Genomic DNA, 23,434 nt, shown 5'->3' with positions numbered 1-23,434 from the left:
AATGAAGAACCTGTTGTTGCCGATGATGGCCGCGCTTGCGCTGGCCGGCTGTTCCTCCAAGGTCGATTTCGAGATCGACAATCCGACCGATGCGCCGCTGGCGATCAGCATCGATGGCAAGGACCTGCCGGTGGCCGCGCACGCATCGCGGCCGATCAGCCTGGCTGCCGGTGAGCATCAGCTGCACACCGACCGCCTGGGCGAGGTGCGCTTCATCGTCTACGCCGACGGCCGCGGCGGCCTGATCAACCCGAGCCTCAGCGAGTACGTGACCGCGCGCGAGATCTATGTGACCGGCGAGGACAAGCTGAAGAACTTCGGCGTCAGCGGCCTGGGCATCGAGCTGGGTGGGGTCGAGTTCAAGGGACCGTTCGAAAAGCACCACGGCCTGTTCATCGACAAGACCTGGAACTTCGGCGTGCGCGAGCCGTTCCCCGACGAACAGGTGGTTGCCCACGTCGATTCGACCGGCGGCAGGATCAGCACCAAGATCTTCACCGCGCCGGACTTCATCGCCTATGTCGAGGCCGGCATGGGCGAGCCCGGGGCCTACAAGCGCGAGCAGCCCGCCGGCTACGTGGCACCCGCCTACACGCTGCAACCGGCGCCCGCGCTGCCCGCGCTGGACCCGGCCTTCGAGGCCCATGCCGGTCCCGTGCGCGACATCTATGCGCGCTGGCTGAAGGCCACCACGGCCAGCGAGCAGAAGGCCCTGCGCAAGGAAGACTTCCAGGCGCAGATGGCCTTCACCCACGCCACCATGACGCTGGGCGCGAAGCTGCCGGTGGCGGCCAACCAGGCCTACAACGACTTCGTGACGATCCGCAGCACCGAAATGGCCCGCAGCGCGCTGGTCCTGCCCTGAACCGGCGGCCGGCGGCCCGACTGGCGCCGCTGGCCCCCACTGCGCTACCGTCGGTTTCCAGACGAAGGCGTACGGGCCGTTCCTGCGCATTCGGCTAGAATTCCCCTCTTCTTTACACGACGGCTTCCGATGAATCCGAACTACCTCGACTTCGAGCAACCCATCGCCGACCTGGAAGCCAAGATCCAGGAACTGCGCAACGCCAGTGCCGGGCCGGCGGTCAATGTCGAGGCCGAAGTGCATGCGCTGCAGGACAAGCTGCGCGTGCGTACCGCACAGATCTTCCGCAACCTGACCTCGTGGCAGGTGCTGCAGCTGGCACGCCACCCGTCGCGCCCGTACACCGCCGACTACATCCGCATCATCTGCGATGAGTTCCAGGAACTGGCCGGCGACCGTGCCTTCGCTGACGACAAGGCGATCATGGGCGGCCTGGCCCGCATCAATGGTCGCTCGGTGATGGTCATCGGCCACCAGAAGGGCCGCGACACCAAGGAAAAGATCAAGCGCAACTTCGGCATGCCCAAGCCCGAGGGCTACCGCAAGGCGCTGCGCCTGATGAAGATGGCCGAGCGCTTCGGCCTGCCGGTGCTGACCCTGATCGATACCGCCGGCGCCTGGCCGGGCATCGACGCCGAGTCGCGCGGCCAGTCCGAAGCGATCGCGCGCAACCTGATCGAGATGGCCGAGCTGAAGGTGCCGATCATCTGCACCGTGATCGGTGAAGGCGGCTCCGGTGGCGCGCTGGCGCTGGGCGTGGGCGACCGCACCGTGATGCTGGAATACGCGGTGTACTCGACCATCACCCCGGAAGGCTGCGCCTCGATCCTGTGGAAGGACGCCGGCAAGGCCAAGGATGCTGCCGAGCAGCTGGGCCTGACCGCGCCGCGCCTGAAGGGCCTGGGCCTGGTCGACAAGGTCGTGCGCGAGCCGACCGGCGGCGCCCACCGCAACCCGACGCAGATGGCCAAGCGCCTGAAGGCCGTGCTGCTGAATGAGCTGGAAGCGCTGGATGCGCTGTCCACCCAGGAACTGCTGGACCAGCGCTACAAGCGCCTGCGCAGCTACGGCACGTACGAAGCGGCGTGATCGTTTCCTGACGTCGGATACGCAAAGAGCCGGGCAGACGCCCGGCTCTTTTGTTTGCGCCCTGACGGCATCCACGCATGGCGTGGATCTACTGGGTAGCTGCGGCTGTTGACGTTCGGGTCCGCCATGAGCGAGCCGAGCATCGCAGGGGAATCAGGGGCGAAGAGGCGCCGGTGTCTGAGCGCAGCGAGTTCGGCGCCGCCCCCTGATTCACCGAGAAGCGCAGGGAACCGGTGCGCAGCACCGGCTCGCGTTCGGCGGCGTGTTCTTTGGTTACTTTCTTGCACGAGCAAGAAAGTGACATGTTCGAACGCGCGGGATGCGGGATCTCAGAACGGCTTGGCCAACACCAGCCACACGATCGGAATGAACGCCAGCAACGGAATCTCGTTGATCCAGCGCAGCGCGCGCGAGGATGGCAGCGCCCTGCCCTTGGCCACACCCTTGAGCAGGCGCCCGATCCAGATGAAGTACGCCAGCAGCACCACCACCAAGCCCAGCTTGGCATGCAGCCAGCCCGCACCGCCCGGAGCGACCATGGTCGGGAAATCCGGGATCACCTTGTAGCCCAGCCACAGCACCAGGCCGAGCACGAACGCCAGGCCGAACATCGAATGGCCGAAGCGGTACAGGCGCATGCCCATCAGCTGCAGGCGCTCGACCACCGCCGGCTGCCCCGCCGTCTCGGACAGGTTCACCAGGATGCGCGGCAGGTAGAACACCGTGGCCATCCACGCCACCACGAACACGATGTGGAAGGTCTTGACCCAGTAGTAGCTCTGCATGCGCTCGCTCCGGCGGCTGGCGTGGATGTCCGTCATTCTCGCATGTCGTGGAGAGGCCACCCCACGTGCAACCGCCGCGACACATCGACGCATGGTGTGCTGCAACACCGTACGATAGGCGCCGATTTCACGACTGCACCGGACCGCCATGGACAAGACCTACGACGCCGCCTATTTCCAACGCTGGTACCGCCGCGCCGACATCGGTGGCAGCGCGCGCCTGGCGCGCAAGGTCGCCCTCGCCGTGGCCACGGCCGAGTACTACCTGGAACGACCGATCCGCAGCGTGCTGGACATCGGCTGCGGCGAAGGCGCCTGGCGCGCGCCGCTGCTGAAACTGCGTCCGAAGGTCGAATACCTCGGTTTCGACAGCAGCGAGTACGCTGTGCGCCGCTACGGCCGGACCCGCAACCTGCACCTGGCCAGCTTCGGCGATTTCGCCTGGCTGCGACCCTGCGCCCCGGTCGATCTGCTGGTCTGTTCGGACGTGATGCACTACGTGCCCAACCGCGAACTGCGCGCGGGCCTGGCCGGTGTCGCCGAACTGACCGCAGGCGTGGCGTTCCTGGAGACCTTCGCCGCCGAAGATGAATTCGAGGGTGACCATGACGGCTTCCAGTCGCGTCCGGCCCGCTGGTACCGGCGCGAGCTGACCCGCCAAGGCCTGCAGGCGGTCGGGTCCCACCTCTGGCTGGGACCAGCACTGGCCGGTGAAGCAGCCGCGCTGGAGCAGGCCGCCCGCTGAATACCGCCCATTGAGTGCGCTTAACGTCCGGGACAGTTGGATGCGCTATGCTGCGCGGCAACATAAGACCATACATATTCGGTCGGCATGCTCTATCAACTGCACGAACTGACCCGCAACCTGCTCGCCCCCTGGGTGCACCAGGCCCAGGCCAACGCCAAGTTCTTCGCCAACCAGGGACACTGGTGGTCGCAGATGCCCGGCGCTGATCGCCTGGCGGCGGTCAATGAGCTGTTCCACCGCATCGGCAAGGATTACGAGAAGCCCGAATGGGGCATCAACGAAATCGAGGTCGAGGGCGAGCGCGTGCCGATCGTGGTGCACGAGGAACTCAGCAAACCGTTCTGCAAGCTGCTGCGCTTCAAGCGCCACAGCAATGAAGCCGACCAGCTGCACACCATGCTCAACCAGCCGTTCGTGCTGGTGGTGGCGCCGTTGTCCGGCCACCATGCCACGCTGCTGCGCGACACCGTGCGCACGCTGCTGCGCGACCACCGTGTGTACGTGACCGACTGGGTTGACGCGCGCATGGTGCCCGGTAGCGAAGGCGAGTTCGGGCTGGACGATTACATCGCCTACATCCAGGAGTTCATCCGCCATCTCGGTGTCGAGCGCCTGCACGTGGTCAGTGTCTGCCAGCCGACCGTACCGGTGCTGGCCGCGGTGTCATTGATGGCCAGCCGCGGTGAACCGACGCCGCGCACGCTGGTGATGATGGGCGGCCCGATCGATGCGCGCTGCAGCCCGACCGCGGTCAACAACCTGGCCACGCAGAACCCGCTGTCGTGGTTCGAGAACAATGTCATCCACACCGTGCCGGCCAGCTATCCTGGTGCCGGTCGCCGCGTGTATCCCGGCTTCCTGCAGCACGCCGGCTTCCTGTCGATGAATCCCAGCCGCCACTTCAGTTCGCACTGGGATTTCTACACCGACCTGGTGAAGGGCGACCTGGAGGATGCCGACGCGCATCGCAATTTCTACGACGAGTACAACGCCGTGCTGGACATGCCGGCCAAGTACTACCTGGACACCATCTCGGTGGTGTTCCAGGACTTCCTGCTGCCGCGTGGCGAGTGGGTGGTCAACGGTGAAAAGGTCGATCCGTCGGCGATCCGCGATACCGCGCTGCTGAGCATTGAAGGCGAACTGGACGATATCGCCGGCCTCGGCCAGACCGAAGCGGCGCAGTCGCTGTGCACCGGCATTGCTGCTGACCGCCGCGAGCATTTCATCGTCGAAGGCGCGGGCCACTACGGCATCTTCAGCGGCCGCCGCTGGCGCGAAGTGGTCTACCCGAAGGTGCGTGACTTCTTCGCCGCGCATGCCGAAGCCCCGGCAGCGAAGGCGACGAAGAAGAAGAGCAACGTCACCCCGCTGCGCCGCAAGGCGGGGTAACCCGCCCTGCTTCCGGTAGATGCCAACCTTGGTTGGCGCTCTGCCGTGAATCCCGATGCCGGCGGCATCGTGCCAACCAAGGTTGGCACCTACCCAAGCGTGGATTCCCGCTTTACAACCGCACCAGCAGGTTCTTGGCCAGCATGCCGTGCAGCTTGCCGATGCCGCGTGCCAGGTGCATCGTCAGCAGCAGCAGCAACACGCCCACCGCTGCAACCACGATGGCCACCAGCGGCGAGGCCGCCATAGGCAGAACGTTCACGTCGTTGATGTAGATGCCGGGGATATCGCCACTGAAGATCGCCGCCACCGGCGCCCAGATCAAACCCAGCGACAGCGACAGCAGGGTCACCGCGATCGTGAAGTAGATGATGCCCAGCGGCAGCATCAGCACGAAGTACAGCAGGGTCAGCCAGGTGCGGCCATCGGTGAACATGTCGCCGATACGCTGCAGCCAGCTGCGGCTGCGGTCGGTGTACTGCGGCCGGCGCGGCATGCGCTCACCCAGCAGCGCTTCCACCAGCCGCCCTTCCAGCAACGCCAGCCCACGCACCGAGCCGAAGAACAGCACGGTCAACGGGACGCCGATGATCAGGATCAGCAGGCCCAGCGACAACGACAGGCCGGTGACCACCCAGGTGAAGAAGAAGATGCCGGTGGCCAGCGACAACAGCATGTAGAACAGCGCGCCGTAGGTGTGCGGGTCGGTCACCACGCCGAAGAAGCGCGCCAGCAGCGAACGCTGCGCGGGGACTGCCGGCTGCGCCGCCGGTGCAGCACCGCTGGCCTCGGCCGCTGCACGCAGCACCGGGCCCGTGTCGGCCCGCGGCGTACGCAGCGCGCGGTTCACCGTGAGCTCGGTTTCGCGATAGATCTCCGCCACCTCGTCCGGTGCACCGTAGCTGCCGGCGACATCGGCGATGACCTCGGCTTCGCTGCGGCCGGGTTGCGCTGCCAGTTCAGAGCGCAGGTATTCCTCGGCGTCGTACAGGGCGTCCTGCACCATCGCCGGATCGGCACCGTCCAGTGCCGCACGCAACTGCGCCAGGTACTGCGGAATGGTGCTGGGCAGACTGTTGCCTGCCAGGTTCAGGTCGTTCATTGCGGTATCCCCTCCAACACGGAATCGACGGAATCACGGGTGTCACGCCAGGCCTGGCGCCATTGCTCCAGCACCTCCCGGCCACGCGCGTTGATGCGGTAGTAGCGGCGCGGCGGCCCGCTGCTGGATGGCTCCACATGACTCTCCAGCAGGCCGGCGCCTTCAAGGTTGCGCAGCACCGGGTACAGCGCGCTCTGCTTGCCGCTGAGCACGCCCTCGCCCACACGCTCCAGCTCCTTGGCGATCAGGTAGCCGTACAGCGGCTCCCCGGCGCGGGCCAGCACCGCCAGCAGGGCCAACGAGACCGTGCCGGCGCTGAGCTCCTTCTGGAACTTCTTCAGGTGGACATCGTCTTCGGACATGACCGGCCCTCCACTACGTTGAAGTCAACAGTAGTGCGAAGTCCGCTATAGCGAATGTGTCGTTAGTCACTCTGCCGGTTGGCGTGGCCATGCGGCTCGCGCAGAATCGAGGCCTCGTTCATGTTCCGGGGATCCCATGCCGCACCGTCGCCGTCTTGCCCTGACCACCCTCGCCCTGGCCTGCCTGCTGCCCGCACTCGCCAGCGCGGCCACGCCCTACCGCAGCCCGCAGCAGATCCTCGATGCTTCGGCGGCCAGCGACTGGCGCACGCCGGACCCGGCCAACCTGCTCTACATGGACCTGCCGGCCGGGCGGGTGATCATCGAGCTGGCGCCGCAGTTCGCCCCGCGCCATGTCGGCAACATCCAGACCTTCGCCCACGAGCACTTCTGGGACGGCACCAGCATCTACCGCTCGCAGGACAACTTCGTGGTGCAGTTCGGCGATGCCGACGCCGACGATGCAGCCAAGGCCAAGCCGTTCGGCAGCGCCGCGCGCAAGCTGCCAGCCGAGTTCGAGCGTGCCAGTACCGGTTTGAAGGTGAGCGTGCTGCCGGATCGCGATGGCTGGGCAGCGCAGACCGGCTTCGTCGACGGCTTCCCGGTCGGTCAGGACCCGCAGGCCGGCAAGGCCTGGCTGGCGCACTGCTACGGCATGCTGGGTGCGGGCCGCAGCAACGAGGAAGACAGCAGCATCGGTGCAGAACTCTACGTGGTGACTGGCCAATCGCCGCGCCAGCTGGACCGCAACATCACCCTGGTCGGCCGCGTGCTGAAGGGCATGGAACTGCTCAGCGCGATCCCGCGTGGACCGGCACCGATGGGCTTCTACGCCGACCCGAAGCTGCGCACGCCGATCATGTCGATCCGTCGCGTCAGTGATGTACCTGTGGCCGAACGCACACCGATCCAGGTGCTGCGCACCGACTCGAAGACCTTCGCCGATACGGTGGAGGCGCGTCGCAACCGCGTGGATGATTTCTACAAGCACCCGGCCGGGCATATCGACCTGTGCAATATTCCGGTGCCGGTGCGGTAGCGGCTTGGCTTCCTGCACATGACGCGTGCTGAAGATGCTTCATTGTTCATGGGCGTTACTTTTCTTTTCGCGCGAAAAGAAAAGTAACCAAAAGAAACGCGCCGCCAAACCGCGAGCCGCCGTGCTTCGCACGTCGGTCCCCTGCGCTTCTCGGCGAATCAGGGGACGATGCCGAACTCGCTGCGCTCAGACATCGGCACCTCTTCGCCCCTGATTCCCCTGCGATGCTCGGCTCGCTCAAGGCGGACTGAAAGGTCAAGATCAACAGCAAATGCCTCCACGCATGGCGTGGATATACTGGGTGCAGCTGTGGCCTTTGATCTGGGTCCGCCTTGAGCGAGCCGAGCACCGCAGGTCCGGCGAGGGCAAAGAGGCGCGGGTGTCTGAGCGCAGCGAGTTCCCGCGCCGTCCCTCGGCGGACCGAGGAGCGCAGGGTACCGACGTGCGAAGCACGGCGGCTCGCGGTTTGGCGGCGTGTTTCTTTGGTTACTTTCTTTGCACGAGTAAAGAAAGTGACACCTCCCCGCAGCCGCGGAAAAGGGCTCGCCGGGCATGGCCCGGCGCTACCGATGCGTGGGCGCCAATGAGCCTCAGCCCTTCTGGCTGACCGCCACGCTGCCCAGAATCAACGCACCGGCAATCAACATCTGCACCGTCACCGCTTCGCCCAGGAACAACCAGGCGAACGCAGCACCGAACAACGGAACCAGGTAGGTCACCGTTGACGCACGCGACGGGCCGATGCGGCCGATCAGGCGATAGAACATCAGGAAGGCGAATCCGGTGCAGACCACGCCCAGTGCGATCGCCGCACCCCATGCCTTGCCCGGAATCGGGCCCTGCGGCAGATGCGTGAGCGCCATCGGCAACAACCACAATGAGGCGCACGACAACGTGGCAGCGGCTGCTGCAGCCGAGGGCAGACCGGTCATGTGCCGCTTCACCAGGTTCACGCCCAGGCCGTACAGCAGGGACGCCGCCGCACCGGCCAGCACTGCCGTGCCGATGCTCAACCCCGAGATTTTGGCCGTAGCCAGCACCACCACGCCGGCAAAGCCGACCAGCAGTGCGCCTGCGCGACGCACACCGATCTTCTCGCCGAAGAACAGGAACGCAATCAACGCGGCGAACAGCACCGTCATCGCATTGCAGATCGCCCCGATGGCCGCCGGCGCACGCTCTGCGGCGTAAGCGAACAGCACGAACGGCAACGCCGAATTGACCAGACCGATCGGTGCCAGCCACAGCCAGCGGCGTGGCGGGAACTGCGCGCGGGCGCGCCACAGGAACGGCAGCAGCACCAGTGCGCCCAACATCAGCCGCACCTCGACCAGGGCGAACGGACCGAACGAGGGCACCGCCACGCGCATGAACAGGAACGAGCAGCCCCAGATCGCGCCGAGCAGGGTCAATTCCAGCGGTGTGCGCCAATCGCGCTCGGTCGCCTGGGATATCGCATTCATCTTCTATGTCCGTCCGTCAACGTGGCGCTGGTCTGGCCACACAGGATCGGCCGCAGACGCCCGCTGCACAAGCGCGTAGTATCGCTGCCAGCCACAAATATGGCTTGAGGCTGGACATGCTGCTGCGCCCTTCCCTGCTCCCTGCGCTGGCCGTGTTCGCGGTCGCCGCGCGCCATCAGAACTTCGCCCAGGCGGCGGAGGAACTGCATCTGACCGCCAGCGCGGTCAGCCACCATGTGCGTCGCCTGGAGGAAGTGCTGGCCACGCGCCTGTTCCTGCGCCATGCGCGTGGGGTACGCCTGACGGCCGAGGGCCGGCAGTTGGCCGACGCCGCCAGCGCGGCGTTCACCGATGTCGCCGCCGTCGCCCACCATCTGCAACCGGACGCGGACAGCGTGCCGCTGCGGATCGCTACACTGCGTTCCTTGTCGTATTGCTGGCTGTTGCCACGGCTGCCGCGTTTCACCCAGGCCCATCCGCACATCCGCATCGAACTGCACACCGGCAGTGGCCTGGACCGCTACGACGAAAACGGCCCGGAGGTGGGCATCCGTTATGGACTGGGCCAGTGGCCCGGACTGCACGCGCAGCACCTGATGGACGACAACCTCTTTCCCGTCGCGTCCCCGGCGCTGCCCGGTGTCGAAGCCCTGGAAGATCCGGCACGCATCGCTGAGTTGCCGCTGCTCAGTGATCTGTCACCACAGGGCTGGCGCGACTGGTTCCGCCATGCCGGCGTGCGCCCGCCGTCGCCGCTGCCGGCGATGCACACCTTCGCCGACAGTACCGACGCGATGCGCGCGGCGGTGTATGGCATGGGCGCGGTGCTGGCACGCACCCACGTCGCTCAGCCTTATCTGCAGCGCTATGAGCTGGTGCGCCTGCCTGGTCCTGCACTGAAGGCACGCTATGCCTATTACGTGGTGCATGCCGAAGGGCGGCCGCCCAGCCCCGCCGCGCGGCTGTTCATCGACTGGTTGCTGGTCCAGGCGCAGGACGAACGCGCGCCGGTTCCCGCGTTGCCTGACAGCCTGCTGGGGCGCCCGAGCACACCCGGCTGACTGCGCCCTCACCCAATCTTTGCCCGGCGCTGGCTAGGCTGCAGGCGAACCCCACAACGTGCTTCCGCCATGGCCCTGCTGCGACTGCGAATTACCGGAACCGAAGACGATGCCCGTGCGATCAGCGACCTGCTGCTCGGCCTGGAAGGCATCGAACACGTCGAAGAGACCGACGACCTGATGCCGCACATGGATGACGATGATTCCAGTTCGGCCGGCCTGTCCGACGACATCGGCCCGGGTACCCACGAACTGGAAGTGGAAGTGGGCAACGAGAGCACCGCGCAGAAGGTGCGCGATGCGGTGCAGGAACTGGCGCTGGAACTGGATGTGTTCGTCGAATACGAGACCGACGAAGGCTGAGCGTCCGCCGGGCATGGCCCGGCGCTACCCGATGCTCCAGGCACCTCGGTAGCGCCGGTCCACGACCGGCGAGCGCATCGCTCGGTGTCGATCAGGCTTTACGACGGCGACGACGGATCAGCGCACGGACGATCCAGGCCATCACCAGGGCCACCACACCCACCGGCAGCAAAGCGGCCGCTGCGCGGATCAGGAATGCCACGCTGGTGCTGAGGATGCTGCCCGACTCGCTCAGGGCTTCGCCGATCTCGCTGCGGCTGCGCTGGCCCGAGGTGGTATCGAAATGCATCGTCACCAGCTGCGTATCAATGCGCCTGCGCTGCTGGGCGGCGTCCTTGGTGGCCTGCTCCACACCGGCTTCGATCTCTGACAGGCGGGTGGTGATTGCCATCAGATCCTCGATCTTCAGATCGCCGCGGTCCTGGTAGGACAGCAGCCGCGCGTGCTCCTTCTCCAGCCGTGCCTTGGTCAGCGCGGTGTCGGCCACCTGCTGGGCCAGATCCTCGGCACGCGTATTGCGCGCCTGCAGCGTGCCACCTTCGCCGGCCAGGCCGATCAGCGATTCCACGCCCTTCGGCGCGATGCGTACCTTGACCTCGCCACTGGGCTGTTCGCCGCTGCGCTGATCCACCTGCAGCACCGCGCACTCACCGAACTTCGCGTTCTGGCAGGCCTGTGCGACCTGTTGGATACGCGGTGCGATCTGCGCCGCTTCCAGCTGCACCTGCACATCGTGCTCGTAGGCCAGGAAAGCGCCTTCCGGCGAAGCGACAGCGGCATCGGCATCGGCAGCGACTGCACCGGCCTCCTGCGCTCGCTCACCGTTCTTGGCACAGGCCGCCAGCGCCAGCAGCAATGCCGGCACGATAACCACGCGCGTCCACACGCGAGGCGCCGTCATCGCGAGGCTCCATCGAACGAGGTGATCGACAATCCACCCAGCTCGACCTGTGGCAGGCAGCGCACGTTGATCGCCACCATCGGCAGGCCACTGCGCGGGTCCACCGCCTCGCTGTACGGCGCGGTGCCGCACGCGCGGCAGTGATGGTGATCGATGTTGTGGGTGTTGAACTGGTAGGTCGCCACGTCGGCAATATCGGTGCCCAGCTGGAACGCCTCGCGCGGGGCGAACCAGAGCAGGCTGCCGCGGCGGCGGCACATCGAGCAGTTGCAGTCGATGACGTCCCTGATGGGTGCATCAGCCTGCACGGTGAATGCGATCCTGCCGCAATGGCAGCTTCCCTGGTATTCCATGTCCTGCGCTCCGCTGGAGGGTCCTTGTGTGCGCCCATGGTAATCCTATGGCACGGGGACAAAGCAGCCCCGGGGGCCTATGCTCGGGGATTGACCCCGTACAGGAATGCCGATGCGCCCGCATCTTCTTGCCCTCGCCCTCGTCGCCGCCCTTGCCGGTTGCCAGCCGGCCGATGCCCCGACCAACGGTTCCACCCCGGCCGCCAGCCAGCAGGCAGGTGATGCGGCGGTCGATGCCGCCTTCGCCGACCTGTCCAAGCGTGCCCTTGACACCTGGATGCAGCTGTCCCCGGTCAGCGCCACCCAGATCGGCGACCACCGCTATGACAGCGAGATCGACGACCTGAGCGCGGCCGGCCAGCAGAAGACCGTGGACGCCTACAAGGGCCTGCTGGGCGAGCTGGACAAGATCGACGTGGCCAAGCTGGGCCGCGAGAACCAGGTGGATGCTGCGATCCTGCGCAACCAGTTGCAGTCGGAAATCTGGAATGCCGAGGTGATGCAGTCCGGCAAGTGGGACCCGCAGCTGTACAACGGCGTTGCCGGCAGCGCGATCTACGGTCTGATGGCGCGCGAGTTCGCGCCGCTGCCGGAGCGCCTGAAGTCGGCCACCGCGCGCATGGAAAAGCTGCCGGCGATCTTCGCCCAGGCCCGCGAGAACCTGGATCCGGCACGCGTGCCGAAGATCCATGCCGAGACCGTGGCCAAGCAGAACAAGGGCATCCTCAGCATCGTCGATACCTTCATCACCCCGCACATCGGCGAGTTGCCGCAGGCCGACCAGCAGCGCCTGCAGGCCGCCATCGACGGCCTGAAGAAGGCCGTGGACGAGCAGCAGACCTGGCTGGACAAGACCCTGGTGCCGAACGCCAAGGGCGACTTCCGCATCGGTGCGGAAAAGTACGACCAGAAGCTGAAGTTCGCGCTGAATTCCTCGCTGTCGCGGCAGGAGATCGGTGAGCGTGCGCGCGCCGAACTGAAGCGCGTGCGCGAGGACATGTACGGCATCGCGCAGACCGTGCTGAAGGACAAGCCGGGCGCACCGGAAATGCCGGCGCAGCCGAGCGACGAGCAGCAGCAGAAGGCGATCGAGGCCGCGCTGGAGCTGGCCTACGCTGACAAGCCGGCGCGCGACAAGGTGGTCGACGATGCCAAGGCCGCACTGGAGCAGTCCACCGCGTTCGTGCGCGAGCACGACCTGATGACCCTGCCCGATGCGCCGGTGGACATCATCCTGATGCCGGAGTTCCAGCGCGGCGTGGCCGTGGCCTACTGCGATTCGCCGGGCCCGCTGGACAAGAACCTGAAGACCTTCTACGCCGTGTCGCCGATTCCGGACGACTGGAACGACAAGCAGGTTGACTCGTTCCTGCGTGAGTACAACTCGCGCATGATCCACCTGCTGAGCATCCACGAAGGCACCCCGGGCCACTACCTGGAAGGCTGGCATTCGGCCAAGTTCCCCTCCACCCTGCGCGCCGTGCTGCGCTCGGGCCTGTTTGCCGAAGGCTGGGCGGTCTACACCGAGCGCATGATGCAGGAGCAGGGTTACCTCAACAACGACCCGCTGTTCCACCTGGTGCAGTTGAAGTTCTACCTGCGCACGATCTCCAACGCGATCCTCGACCAGGGCGTGCACGTGGACAACTGGGATCGCGAGAAGGCGATGCACCTGATGACCCACGACGCCTTCCAGCAGGAAAGCGAAGCCTCGGGCAAGTGGGTGCGCGCGCAGCTGACCTCGGCACAGCTGCCGACCTACTTCGTCGGTGCACAGGAACACTTCGACACCCGCAAGGCGATGCAGGACAAGCTGGGCGACAAGTTCAACCTGAAGGCCTACCACGACCAGATGCTGTCCTACGGCGCCCCGCCGGTGCGCTTCGCACGCCAGCTGATGCTGGACCAGCCGATCGAGTAAGCGACGTCGCCAGACGCTACGATTCAAGAGTAAACGGCCCGGATTTCTCCGGGCCGTTCTGTTTGCGCGCTTATCCGAGTATCGGAACGCCGGACTCAGACCATGATCGACGAATAGACACGAGCGGCAAGATCATGTGCCACACCAAGGTTGACCAGCGCAAAGCTGACTTCATCCCCATCGCCGGTCCTTTTCAACACTTCCTGCAGCTGATACTTGGGCTGGTATGAGGCAAGCACATCGCCAACTCCGCCCCTTGATCGGGCAGCGCATACGATCACCTTGCATTTGGCCAACACCAGTTTTTTAATGAGTTCATCGACTGTTCCGGAGTCATCGCCGCGGTTGAATACTCCAACCTTGCAACCGTTGATTTGCACGATGGCAATGAAATCGAGGCCGAATCCGAAGGAGTCAAACGCGATGATCTTGGTACCAGGGTCAGTTACAAGGAGCCTGTACAGCGCCAGTAGCGCCGAACTCTTTCCAGAATTTCTGGTACCACGAAGTGCGATCAGCTGTCTTTTCATCTACAAAGTCCATTTTCAAGCCAAGAGTTGCGTCGTCAGAATCTGATCGCAACGGGAAGCGGAATAATGCCACTAGACGGTTGCAGCCCCCCTCCAAGCAGCTGCCTTCCGGCTCGCGGACCCAGATGCTCTCCTACGGCGCACCGCCGGTGCGCTTCGCACGCCAGCTGATGCTGGACCAGCCGATCGAGTGATCGATCGGCTGTGAGTTGAACGAAAACGGCCCGGGGAGACCCGGGCCGTTTTCATCTGTGTTGTACGGCATCCACGCGTGGCGTGGATCTACTGTTGCTCATCCATCGTCCGGGGGGCGGTCATTGCTCGGCGGCGACAAACCCACCGGTCTGCCGCGCCCACAAGCGCGCGTACAGGCCACCGGCCTCGATCAGCTCGGCATGGGTACCGGTCTCGACGATGCGGCCCTGGTCCATCACCACCAGCCGGTCCATGCGGGCGATGGTCGACAGTCGATGGGCGATCGCGATCACCGTCTTGCCACCCATCAGCTCGTCCAGGTTGTCCTGGATCGCCGCTTCCACTTCCGAGTCCAGCGCCGAGGTGGCCTCGTCCAGCACCAGGATCGGCGCATCCTTCAGCAGCACGCGGGCAATGGCGATGCGCTGGCGCTGGCCACCGGACAGCTTCACGCCGCGCTCGCCGACGTGCGCGTCGTAGCCACGACGCCCTTCGCCGTCGACCAGCGTATCGATGAAGGCTTCCGCGCGCGCCTTGGCCACGGCCGCGCGCAGCTGCTCGTCGCTGGCATCCGGGCGCCCGTACAGCAGGTTGTCGCGGATCGAACGGTGCAGCAGCGAGGTGTCCTGGGTAACCACACCGATCTGCTGGCGCAGGCTTTCCTGGGTGACGTAGGCAATGTCCTGGTCGTCGATCAGGATGCGACCGCTTTCCAGGTCGTACAGCCGCAGCAGCACGTTCACCAGCGTCGACTTGCCGGCACCGGATGGGCCGACCAGACCGATCTTCTCACCCGGCTTCACCACCAGCTCAAGGCCAGCGATCACGCCACCCTTCTTGCCGTAATGGAAATGGACATCCTGGAAGTGCACACCGCCACGTGTCACCTGCAGCGGCACCGCATCCTCGCGGTCCTGCACCGTCAGCGGCTGGGCGATGGTGGTGATGCCATCCTGCACGGTGCCGATGTCTTCGAAGATGCCGTTGATGGTCCACATGATCCAGCCGGACATGTTGTGGATGCGGATCACCAGACCGGTCGCCAGAGTGATCGCGCCGACGGTGATGTGTCCGCCGTTCCACAACCACAACGCCAGGCCGCAGGTACCGGCGATGAGGAACCCGTTGACGATGGCGATGGTCAGGTCCATGCCGGTGGTGATCCGGGTCTGCGCGCGGTGCTTGACCGCCAGCTCCTGGATCGAATCGGCGACATAGGCCTGCTCGCGGCCGCCATGGGCGAACAGCTTCAACGTGGGAATGTTGGTGTAGCCGTCGACGATGCGCCCCATCGCCTTGGAGCGCGCCTCCGATGCGATCCAGGCGCGTTCCTTCGCGCGCGGCACGAAGTAGATCATGATCACCACGTAGGCCAGCAGCCACAGGATCAGCGGCACCATCAACCGCCAGTCGGCCTGCGCGAACAGGTACAGCGCGGTGCCGGTGTAGACCACGATGTACCACAGCGAATCGACCATCTGCACCGCCGACTCGCGCAGCGAGGTACCGGTCTGCATCACCCGGTTGGCCATGCTGCCGGCGAAGTCGTTCTGGAAGAAGCTCAGGCTCTGCCGCACCACGTAGTTGTGCATCAGCCAGCGCGAGCGATTGCTCAGGCCCGGCACGATGGCCTGGTTGACCAGCAGGTTGTGCAGGCCGACCAGGATCGGGCGCGCGATGACGGTGATGAACAGCATCCAGCCGAGGGTGTCGGCATGGCGCTGGAAGAAGTCCGCGCCAGGCTGCTCGGCGACCATGTCGACGATGCGGCCGAGGAAATCGAACATCGCCACTTCCACCAGCGCCAGCAGCAGACCGGCGATCAGGGTGGCCAGCAGCACCGGCCACACCGGTCGCAGGTAGTGCAGGTAGAACGGCACCACGGTGCGCGGCGGCATGCGCCCGTCAATGGGCGGAAACACCGGAATCAGGGATTCAAACCAACGGAACATCGCATTCCCTCGCCATCGATAGCCGACGGAGTATCCCACGCCGCGTGTGTACGCCGGCCGACGATCGCCCCCGGTTCCGGGTAGCGCCGGGCCATGCCCGGCGGCGTTATTTCACCGGAGTGAAAAGCAGATCCTGGAAATCGAAGCTGAAATCGGTCAGGTCGGAGATCGGCTGCATGCGCACCTCGCGCACGTTTCCATCCGGGTCCAGGCTGAAATTCACGAACGCATCGGCATTGAGCGAGCGATCATCCCAGCGCACGATGAAAGTGTCGTGCTGCCAGTGTTCCAGGCGGCCGCTCAGCTGTGCCGTCTTTGCGAAGCGCAGCCGAAGGTCCTTGCCTTCCGCGCGGATGACCATGTCGCCATACCATCGGTCGCGGTAGGTGGCCGCATACCCGGCCAGCGGCAACGACGGCCTGCTGCCCTTGTCACGCTCCGCCTGGTGCTTGGCCCACGCTTCGTCGGCCTTGTCCTGGCCCTTGGCCACGCCCTTCGCATAGGCATCCACCCAGTCGTGCTTTTCACCGCCCAGGTAGGCATCAAGCACGCTCAGCGTGATCGCATTGAATGCCGCACCCGCTTCCTGGTTGGTCAGCACCACCACGCCCAGCTTCTCGCCCGGCACCAGCGTCAGCCGCGAAACCATGCCCGGCCAGCCACCGGTGTGCCAGACCAGCTTCTGGCCGCGATAGTCGCTCAGGCTCCAGCCCTCGCCATAGCCGGCAAAGTTGGCCCGCGCCGGCGCCAGCTCCGGCACGCTCGGCGCCGGAATCGTCTGCGGCGTGATCATCTGCCACATCTGCTGCTGGCTCTTGGCAGTGAACAGCGGCGTGCCATCGGCCAGCTTGCCTTCGGCCAGCTGCACCTGCATCCAGCGTGCCATGTCGTGGGCACTGGAATAGATGCCACCGGCACCGGCGTTGTTCGACCACGTCAACGGCGCAACCGTCCGCAGATCCTTGAAATCGTACTTGGCGTGACCGACCGCAGCGTTGTCGCCGGCCTTGAGGTGATCGGCGTTGTAACGCGTGCCGGCCATGCCGACCTTGTCGAAGATGCGCGTCTGCAGGAACTGCTGGTAGCTCATGCCCGAGACGTGCTCGATCACCTGCTGGGCGACCGCATACAGGATGTTGTCGTAGGCATAGCGCTCGCGGAAACCACCTTTCAGCGGCACCTGGCCAAGGCGCTGCACGACTTCAGCATTGCTGTAGGAGGTGGTCGGCCAGAACAGCAGGTCGCCCGCGCCCAGGCTCAGGCCACTGCGGTGCGAAAGCAGATCGCGGATCGTCATCTGCCCGGTCACGAACGGATCGGACATGCGGAATGACGGCAGGTGATCGATCACCTTGTCGTCCATCTTCAGCTTGCCGTCCTCGGCCAGCAGATTCAGCGAAGTGGCAGTGAAGGCCTTGGTGTTGGAGGCGATGGCGAACAGGGTATCGGCCTCGACCGGCGCCGGCTTGCCCAGTTCACGCACGCCCCAGCCGCGCTCCAGCACCACCTGCCCGTCCTTGACCACGGCCACGGCGATACCGGGTACGTCGAACTGCGCGCGCACGCGCTCGACGGTCGCATCCAGGTCCTGCAGCTGCTGCGGCGTCGCCGCATTGGCCATGGTCGTGCACGCAAGCAGCACGGCTCCTCCGATCCAGGTTTTCATCCAGCACCATCTCCGAACAGGGGTAGCGGCCATGTGCAGGCCGTCACCGGGGTTTCGCGCGATGGTAACGGTCCCGGGTGCAGCCTGCCCTGTGCCATAGGAGGGGTGTCATGGGTGCGAACGGCCAGAGCAGCAACGGCTCCACCATCATTCCGTGCCTGCGCTATCGCGATGCGCTGGCCGCCATCGACTGGCTGCAGCGCGCGTTCGGTTTCCATCCGCAGGCCGTGTATGCCGACGGCGATACCGTGCACCACGCACAGCTGGTGTTCGGCCAGGGCATGATCATGCTCGGATCTGCCAGCAACAGCGGCGAATGGGCCAAGCTGGCGGTGATGCCCGATGAAGTCGGCGGCCGGCAGACCCAGAGCGCCTGCGTGATCGTCACCGATGCCGACGCCCACTATGCACGGGCCAAGGCCGCCGGTGCGCGCATCGTCATCGACATCGCCGACCAGGCCTACGGTGGGCGTGGCTATGCCTGCGCAGACCCGGAAGGCTACCTGTGGTGGTTCGGCAGTTACGATCCGTGGCGGGCGGAACACACGCAATGACGGCACGATCAGCGTCTGCGGCGCCGGTCCGCTGCGGTATCGGCGGCTGGGTGTACCCGCAGTGGCGTGGCGGCGCCTTCTATCCACAAGGGTTGATCCAGCGCGAAGAGCTGGCCTACGCCAGTCGCGCGTTGCGCTGCATCGAAATCAACGGCACCTTCTACCGCACCCCGACAGCGACCCAGTGTGCGCAATGGGCCGCGCAGACGCCGGACGGCTTCCGCTTCTCGATGAAGGCGCCGCGCCATCTTGTGCAGCGGCGTGATCTATCGTCCTCGGTCGAGGCAGCGGGCTCGTTCCTGCAGGCAGCCATCGCTCTCGGCGACCGGCTTGGCCCGTTGCTCTGGCAGTTCGACCCGCAGCACCCGGCCGATGCCGTAGCGCTGGACACCTTCATGGCACAGCTGCCACAGCAGCGGGATGGAACGGTGCTGCAACATGCACTGGAGGTGCGCAACGCCAGCATCCATGGAAGCGAACTGGTCGAAGCGGCACGCCGGCATGGCGTGGCCCTGGTGATCGAAGACAGCGACGAGTCACCGTTGCACGGCGACATCACCGCCGGCTTCGTCTATGCACGGATCAAACGCAGCCAAGCCAGGCTGACCGAAGGTCTTCCCCTGCCGATGCAGCAGCGCTGGGCCAGGCGCGCGCGGTGCTGGGCCCGAGGCGAGATAGTGGAGGACCTGCCCTGCCTGGCCCCACCGGCCGCTGCCGCGCCGCGCGAGGTCTACCTGCTGTGCATCGGCGCCGGAAAGGTGCGCAACCCGGCGGCGGCGATGGCGCTGCAACGGCTCATCGAGGGCGACTGAACGCCTGCAGATGGGCGTTGCGCGCGGCCTTGCCTCACAATAGGGCGATGACCACACCCGACACCCGCAAAGCACTTTGGCAGATCCACTTCTGTGTCCTGCTGTGGGGCGTCACCGCCATCCTCGGCAAGTTGATCACCCTGCCCGCGCTGCCGCTGGTGTGGTGGCGGATGCTGCTGGTGGTGGCGATGCTGGCACTGCTGCCGCGGGTCTGGCGCGGGCTGCGCACGTTGCCGCTGCGGCTGGTCGCCGGCTATGCCGGCATCGGCGCGCTGGTCGCGCTGCATTGGCTCACGTTCTATGGCGCGGTGAAGCTGGCCAATGCCTCGGTTGCTGCGACCTGCATCGCGCTTGCACCGGTGTTCACTTCGATCATCGAACCGTGGGTGGCCAAACGCCCGTTCCAGATGCGCGAGCTGGCCTTCGGCCTGGCCGTGCTGCCCGGTGTGGCGCTGGTGGTGGGCGGCGTGCCCGACGGCATGCGCATGGGCGTGTTGATCGGTGCGCTCTCGGCCCTGCTGGTGGCGGTGTTCGGCTCGCTCAACAAGCGCATGGTCAGCCATGCTGATCCGCTGACGGTAACTGCGCTGGAGCTGGGCGCCGGCACCATCACCCTGACCCTGCTGGCGCCGCTGATGCCGTACCTGCTGCCGGCGCTGGCCAGCCCGTTGTGGATCGTTCCCGACCTGCACGACGGCATCCTGCTGCTGGTGCTGGCCGGGGTCTGCACGCTGCTGCCGTTCGCCCTGGCCCTGGTCGCGCTGCGCCACCTCAGCGCCTACACCGTGCAGCTGGTCACCAACCTGGAACCGGTCTACGCCGTGTTGCTGGCCGTGGTGCTGCTGCGCGAGCAACACGAAGTCACCCCGTGGTTCTACCTGGGCGTGGCGATCATCGTCGGTGCCGTGTTCCTGCATCCGCTGCTGAACCGCCGCAAGCGCATGCAGCATCCGGAGATCCTCGGCACATCCGAAGCGCGCAACATCGCCGATTGAGTGCGTCCGCGCATTGCGCGGATCTTCCCGGTACCCGTCTCAGCGCTGTGGCCAATGCCAGGCCGGCGCATCCAGCAGGCCCTGCCCGCCCAGCAGCGTCCGCCCATGCTCCTTGTACAGGTGCATCGAATGGCAGTGCGGTGCCTGCTCCAGCGCGGCGATCAAGCGCGTGGCATGCGATACCACCCAGACCTGGCTGCGCGCACTGGCGGCGATGATCAAGCGTGCCAGCGCCGGCAGCAGATCCGGATGCAGGCTGGTCTCCGGTTCGTTGAGTACCAGCAGCGGCGGCGGCCGAGGCGTGTGCAGCGCCGCTGCCAGCAACAGGAAACGCAACGTGCCGTCGGACAGTTCGGCCATCGACAGTGGCCGCAACAGCCCGGGCTGGTGGAAGCGCAGCGCGAGCCGGCCATCCAGTTCCTCGAAGCTGACCGTCGCCCCCGGGAATGCATCCTCGACACTGCGCGCCAGCGCCTGCGGATCGCCGATTTCCAGAATCGTCACCCAGGCGGCGGCGAGGTCGCGGCCGTCATGGTGCAGCACCGGGGTACGGGTCGCCATCGCCGGTTGTCGCGCCGGTGCATCGGCATCGCTGCGGAAGTGGTCGTAGAAGCGCCAACGGCGGATGTACTCGCGCAAGGTGATGGCTTCCGGCATGCGCTGCGGATCGCCCACCTGGGTGAACAGGCTGTCGAACAGCGACAGTCGATCGTCCACCAGGTCCCAGCCACGCGCGTGCCGCTGCCGCACCAGCGCACCGCGGCGGTCGACCAGTAGATTGGCGCTGCGCAGGAAGGGCCCCGCCCAGATCGCTTCGGCCTTGATCAGCGGGTCCAGCGCGAAGGCCGATCGACTCGGCGGCGGATAACCGAGGTCGATGGCGTAGCCGAATTCATCGGTGGCGAAGCCCAGCTTGAGCCCCACCGATTCCTGCCGCGCCCCGCCCTGTAGCGGGATCTCGCCGGTCAGCACGCGGCGGTCGATCTTTTCCGGACCGGCCCACAGCGCCGAACCCAATCCCCCCTCCCGGGCGAGTACCGCTGCGACACCGCCCTGCGCGGTTTCCGCCAGCAGGCGCAGCGCGCGGTACAGGCTGGATTTGCCACTGCCGTTGTCGCCGGTGACGACGTTGAGCTGCTGCATCGGCAGCACCAGCGCATGCAGTGATCGGTAGTTGGCGATGGCCAGGGTCTGCAGCATGGTCGACGTCCTTGCAGTGAGACGTTGAGGGCGCCGTACGGGGATCGCAGTGGTTGCGACTGCATGGAAACGTCCGGCCATCCACGCGTGGCGTGGATCTACTGGTGCATCCATGCATCGCGTGAAGCCACCGCAGCCTCCCCAGCGGTCAGGGCGCCACTTCCACCCGGTTGCGGCCGGCGCCCTTGGCCCGGTACAGCGCGGCATCGGCACGGGCCAGGGTCTGCTCGGAGGTTTCACCAGGCCGGTGCTGCGCCACGCCGATGCTGATCGTCACCGGGAAGCCCAGCGGCAGGTTGGACACCGCCACGCGCAGGAACTCGCATTGCAGCTCGGCGGTGCGCAGGTCCACGTCCGGCATCAGTGCGACGAACTCCTCACCGCCGTAGCGGGCGGCCATGCCGCGCCCGGCGAAGTGCGAGCGCAGCAGCGCCCCCAGTTCGGCCAGCACCCGGTCGCCGGTCGCATGGCCCTGGAAGTCATTGATGTGCTTGAAATGGTCGATATCCACCAGCGCCACGCAGGCCTGCCGCGCCTGGCCATCGGCGGCGACCACGGCTTCTCCCAGCGCTGCTGCCAGTGCGCGGCGGTTGGGCAGGCCGGTCAGCGCATCGGTCCGGCTCTGTTCGGCCAGGTCGGCATTCTGTGCCAGCAGCAGGTCGTGGTAGTCCGACAGCAGCCGCTCGTAGTCGTCGCGCTCGAGCATGTGCTTCTGGATGTCCAGCGCGAAGCGGCGCAGCTCCATCACCAGCATCACCTGCCGCGACAGCGCGGCCAGCGCTTCGGCCTTGTCGCTTGCCAGGTGCTGCGGGCGCGCGTCGAACACGCACAGCGTGCCCAACGGCAGGCCGTCACTGCTGATCAGCGGTGCACCGGCATAGAAACGCACGTGCGGGTCGCCAGTTACTACAGGGTTGTCGTGGAAGCGCACATCCTGCAGCGCGTCCTCGACCACCATGATCTCCTGCGGCTGCAGGATGGCATGGCCACACATCGAATCACTGCGCAGGGTCTCGGCCGCATCGATGCCCTGTATCGACTTGAACCACTGCCGCTCGACGTCGATCAGGGTCACGGCCGCCATCGTCGTGCCGCATACCGCCTTGGCAATGGCGACCAGATCATCGAACGAGCGTTCCCGTTCGGAATCGAGGATCCGGTAGCGGTACAGCGCCTCCAGGCGCAGCGCTTCGTTGGCGGGCTTGTCGGGCTTGATCATGCAGCGTCACGTTCCGGCAGGTCGCCGCAAAGTCTAGCTGATGTAGAGCCGCACCCATGCTCGGCTGCACCCGGGCAACGGCAGCCGAGCATAGGCTCGGCTCTACACACGTCGTTTACCAGTCCTGCTGCTGCGGCAACAGGCCGTGCAGCTCCTGCTCGGTCAGGTTGCGCCACTGGCCGGGCTTCAGCGCACCGATCTTGATGTTGTCGATGCGCACGCGGCGCAGCTGCGTCACGCGATAGCCGAACTCGGCCGACATCAACCGGATCTGCCGGTTCAGGCCCTGCTGCAGGGTGATGCGGAAACCGAACTTGGCGATCCGCGAGGTCTTGCACGGCAGCGTCATCTGGTCATGAATGCGCACGCCCCGGGCCATCGCGCGCAGGAATTCGTCGGTGACCGGCTTGTTCACCGCCACCAGGTATTCCTTCTGGTGGCCGTTTTCAGCGCGCAGGATCTGGTTGACGATGTCGCCGTTGCTGGTCATCAGGATCAGGCCTTCCGATTCCTTGTCCAGGCGGCCGATCGGGAAGATGCGCTGTTCATGGCCGACGAAGTCGACGATGTTGCCCTTCACCGTGCTTTCGGTGGTGCAGGTCACGCCCACCGGCTTGTTCAGCACGATGTACACGTGGCGGCGGGCGCCTGGCTTGCGGGCAGTGCGAACGCGCAACGGCTGGCCGTCGACCAGCACCTTGTCCTCCTCGCCGACCACTGCGCCGGTGCCGGCGGCATGGCCATTGACGGTGACGCGGCGGGCGGCGATCAGGCGATCGGCCTCGCGACGGGAGCAGAAGCCGGTGTCGGCGATGTATTTGTTGAGTCGGCTGGTCATCGCCCCATTATCCGGCATCGCCGCCCTTC

23 protein-coding genes are annotated in these 23,434 nt (G+C 65.9%); 11 read left to right on the top strand and 12 right to left on the bottom strand.

All coding sequences use genetic code 11. From position 1 onward, the window contains the following. Window position 1: 1 nt before the first annotated feature. Both QP457_RS07215 and QP457_RS07210 read left to right on the top strand, forming a co-directional pair. Entirely contained in the window at window positions 2-865 is an 864-nt protein-coding gene (locus tag QP457_RS07215) for a hypothetical protein (protein ID WP_205404018.1), read from the top strand. Between the two features lie 129 nt (window positions 866-994). After that, window positions 995-1,954, top strand: coding sequence for an acetyl-CoA carboxylase carboxyltransferase subunit alpha (locus tag QP457_RS07210; RefSeq protein WP_049465344.1), 960 nt, complete (start codon window positions 995-997; stop codon window positions 1,952-1,954). Between the two features lie 329 nt (window positions 1,955-2,283). On the opposite strand, the gene QP457_RS07205 is transcribed toward QP457_RS07210, so the two are convergent. After that, window positions 2,284-2,739, bottom strand: coding sequence for a CopD family protein (locus tag QP457_RS07205; protein ID WP_025877688.1), 456 nt, complete (start codon window positions 2,737-2,739; stop codon window positions 2,284-2,286). A gap of 148 nt (window positions 2,740-2,887) precedes the next feature. Here QP457_RS07205 and QP457_RS07200 point away from each other — a divergent pair, with 148 nt between their 5' ends. Together QP457_RS07200 and phaZ are read left to right on the top strand one after the other, a co-directional pair. Beyond that, window positions 2,888-3,484, top strand: coding sequence for a class I SAM-dependent methyltransferase (locus QP457_RS07200; RefSeq protein ID WP_089239821.1), 597 nt, complete (start codon window positions 2,888-2,890; stop codon window positions 3,482-3,484). 87 nt (window positions 3,485-3,571) lie between these two features. Next, entirely contained in the window at window positions 3,572-4,879 is a 1,308-nt protein-coding gene (gene phaZ / locus QP457_RS07195; RefSeq protein WP_100464249.1) for a polyhydroxyalkanoate depolymerase, read from the top strand. A 112-nt stretch (window positions 4,880-4,991) separates the two neighbouring features. Here the strand turns inward: phaZ and QP457_RS07190 are convergent, their stop codons facing one another. Both QP457_RS07190 and QP457_RS07185 read right to left on the bottom strand, forming a co-directional pair. Beyond that, the gene (locus tag QP457_RS07190) at window positions 4,992-5,981 is read right to left on the bottom strand and encodes a sensor domain-containing protein (protein ID WP_180164148.1); all 990 of its coding nucleotides are present in this window, start codon (window positions 5,979-5,981) and stop codon (window positions 4,992-4,994) included. After that, complete coding sequence (locus QP457_RS07185; protein WP_089239815.1) at window positions 5,978-6,343, bottom strand: PadR family transcriptional regulator; 366 nt, start codon at window positions 6,341-6,343, stop codon at window positions 5,978-5,980. Before QP457_RS07185 ends, QP457_RS07190 begins: the two co-directional genes overlap by 4 nt. 136 nt (window positions 6,344-6,479) lie before the next feature. On the opposite strand from QP457_RS07185, the gene QP457_RS07180 reads away from it, so the two are divergent. Continuing rightward, a complete protein-coding gene (locus tag QP457_RS07180) occupies window positions 6,480-7,382 on the top strand; it encodes a peptidylprolyl isomerase (protein ID WP_205404019.1) in 903 nt (300 codons plus the stop codon). 590 nt (window positions 7,383-7,972) lie between these two features. Here the strand turns inward: QP457_RS07180 and QP457_RS07175 are convergent. Next, on the bottom strand, window positions 7,973-8,845 hold the full coding sequence (locus QP457_RS07175) for a DMT family transporter (RefSeq protein WP_205404020.1): 873 nt from the start codon (window positions 8,843-8,845) through the stop codon (window positions 7,973-7,975). Between the two features lie 116 nt (window positions 8,846-8,961). On the opposite strand from QP457_RS07175, the gene QP457_RS07170 reads away from it, so the two are divergent. Next, window positions 8,962-9,906 (top strand): LysR substrate-binding domain-containing protein, encoded by a 945-nt coding sequence (locus tag QP457_RS07170; protein ID WP_205404021.1) that lies wholly within the window; start codon window positions 8,962-8,964, stop codon window positions 9,904-9,906. Between the two features lie 69 nt (window positions 9,907-9,975). Beyond that, on the top strand, window positions 9,976-10,269 hold the full coding sequence (locus QP457_RS07165) for a hypothetical protein (protein ID WP_025877698.1): 294 nt from the start codon (window positions 9,976-9,978) through the stop codon (window positions 10,267-10,269). Window positions 10,270-10,360: 91 nt separating this feature from the next. Here QP457_RS07165 and QP457_RS07160 read toward each other — a convergent pair whose 3' ends face one another. Together QP457_RS07160 and QP457_RS07155 are read right to left on the bottom strand one after the other, a co-directional pair. Further along, the gene (locus tag QP457_RS07160; RefSeq protein WP_205404022.1) at window positions 10,361-11,170 is read right to left on the bottom strand and encodes a DUF4349 domain-containing protein; all 810 of its coding nucleotides are present in this window, start codon (window positions 11,168-11,170) and stop codon (window positions 10,361-10,363) included. Continuing rightward, complete coding sequence (locus tag QP457_RS07155; protein WP_205404023.1) at window positions 11,167-11,523, bottom strand: GFA family protein; 357 nt, start codon at window positions 11,521-11,523, stop codon at window positions 11,167-11,169. The genes QP457_RS07160 and QP457_RS07155 overlap by 4 nt, the downstream gene beginning before the upstream one ends. Before the next feature lie 112 nt (window positions 11,524-11,635). Between QP457_RS07155 and QP457_RS07150 the strand changes: the two genes are divergently transcribed. After that, window positions 11,636-13,444 (top strand): DUF885 domain-containing protein, encoded by a 1,809-nt coding sequence (locus tag QP457_RS07150; RefSeq protein WP_205404024.1) that lies wholly within the window; start codon window positions 11,636-11,638, stop codon window positions 13,442-13,444. A gap of 95 nt (window positions 13,445-13,539) precedes the next feature. On the opposite strand, the gene QP457_RS07145 is transcribed toward QP457_RS07150, so the two are convergent. The 3 genes from QP457_RS07145 to QP457_RS07135 form a co-directional block, all read right to left on the bottom strand. Continuing rightward, a complete protein-coding gene (locus tag QP457_RS07145) occupies window positions 13,540-13,974 on the bottom strand; it encodes a hypothetical protein (protein ID WP_205404025.1) in 435 nt (144 codons plus the stop codon). A 314-nt stretch (window positions 13,975-14,288) separates the two neighbouring features. After that, entirely contained in the window at window positions 14,289-16,121 is a 1,833-nt protein-coding gene (smrA, locus tag QP457_RS07140; protein WP_180164138.1) for a multidrug efflux ABC transporter SmrA, read from the bottom strand. A 106-nt stretch (window positions 16,122-16,227) separates the two neighbouring features. After that, on the bottom strand, window positions 16,228-17,787 hold the full coding sequence (locus tag QP457_RS07135; RefSeq protein ID WP_205404026.1) for a serine hydrolase: 1,560 nt from the start codon (window positions 17,785-17,787) through the stop codon (window positions 16,228-16,230). A gap of 110 nt (window positions 17,788-17,897) precedes the next feature. On the opposite strand from QP457_RS07135, the gene QP457_RS07130 reads away from it, so the two are divergent. The 3 genes from QP457_RS07130 to QP457_RS07120 are packed head-to-tail and all read left to right on the top strand — an operon-like array spanning window position 17,898 to window position 20,148. After that, window positions 17,898-18,341, top strand: coding sequence for a VOC family protein (locus QP457_RS07130; RefSeq protein ID WP_205404027.1), 444 nt, complete (start codon window positions 17,898-17,900; stop codon window positions 18,339-18,341). Then, complete coding sequence (locus QP457_RS07125; RefSeq protein WP_205404028.1) at window positions 18,338-19,153, top strand: DUF72 domain-containing protein; 816 nt, start codon at window positions 18,338-18,340, stop codon at window positions 19,151-19,153. Before QP457_RS07130 ends, QP457_RS07125 begins: the two co-directional genes overlap by 4 nt. Before the next feature lie 47 nt (window positions 19,154-19,200). Further along, window positions 19,201-20,148 carry a DMT family transporter gene (locus tag QP457_RS07120; RefSeq protein WP_180164130.1) on the top strand — a complete coding sequence of 316 codons (948 nt, stop codon included), beginning with the start codon at window positions 19,201-19,203 and terminating at the stop codon, window positions 20,146-20,148. A 39-nt stretch (window positions 20,149-20,187) separates the two neighbouring features. Here QP457_RS07120 and QP457_RS07115 read toward each other — a convergent pair whose 3' ends face one another. From QP457_RS07115 to QP457_RS07105, 3 genes are all read right to left on the bottom strand, one after another. Further along, the gene (locus tag QP457_RS07115; protein ID WP_205404029.1) at window positions 20,188-21,348 is read right to left on the bottom strand and encodes an AAA family ATPase; all 1,161 of its coding nucleotides are present in this window, start codon (window positions 21,346-21,348) and stop codon (window positions 20,188-20,190) included. 148 nt (window positions 21,349-21,496) lie between these two features. Further along, complete coding sequence (locus QP457_RS07110; RefSeq protein WP_205404030.1) at window positions 21,497-22,567, bottom strand: sensor domain-containing diguanylate cyclase; 1,071 nt, start codon at window positions 22,565-22,567, stop codon at window positions 21,497-21,499. 115 nt (window positions 22,568-22,682) lie between these two features. Beyond that, window positions 22,683-23,405 (bottom strand): pseudouridine synthase, encoded by a 723-nt coding sequence (locus QP457_RS07105; RefSeq protein WP_099821461.1) that lies wholly within the window; start codon window positions 23,403-23,405, stop codon window positions 22,683-22,685. Between the last annotated feature and the right edge of the window lie 29 nt (window positions 23,406-23,434).

It is taken from the genome of Stenotrophomonas sp. As-7, from assembly GCF_030291015.1.
In the GTDB taxonomy this organism is placed as follows: Bacteria; Pseudomonadota; Gammaproteobacteria; order Xanthomonadales; family Xanthomonadaceae; genus Stenotrophomonas; species Stenotrophomonas lactitubi.
Note: the sequence above shows the minus strand (reverse complement) of the source record. Positions and strands in the feature narration are given on the sequence as shown.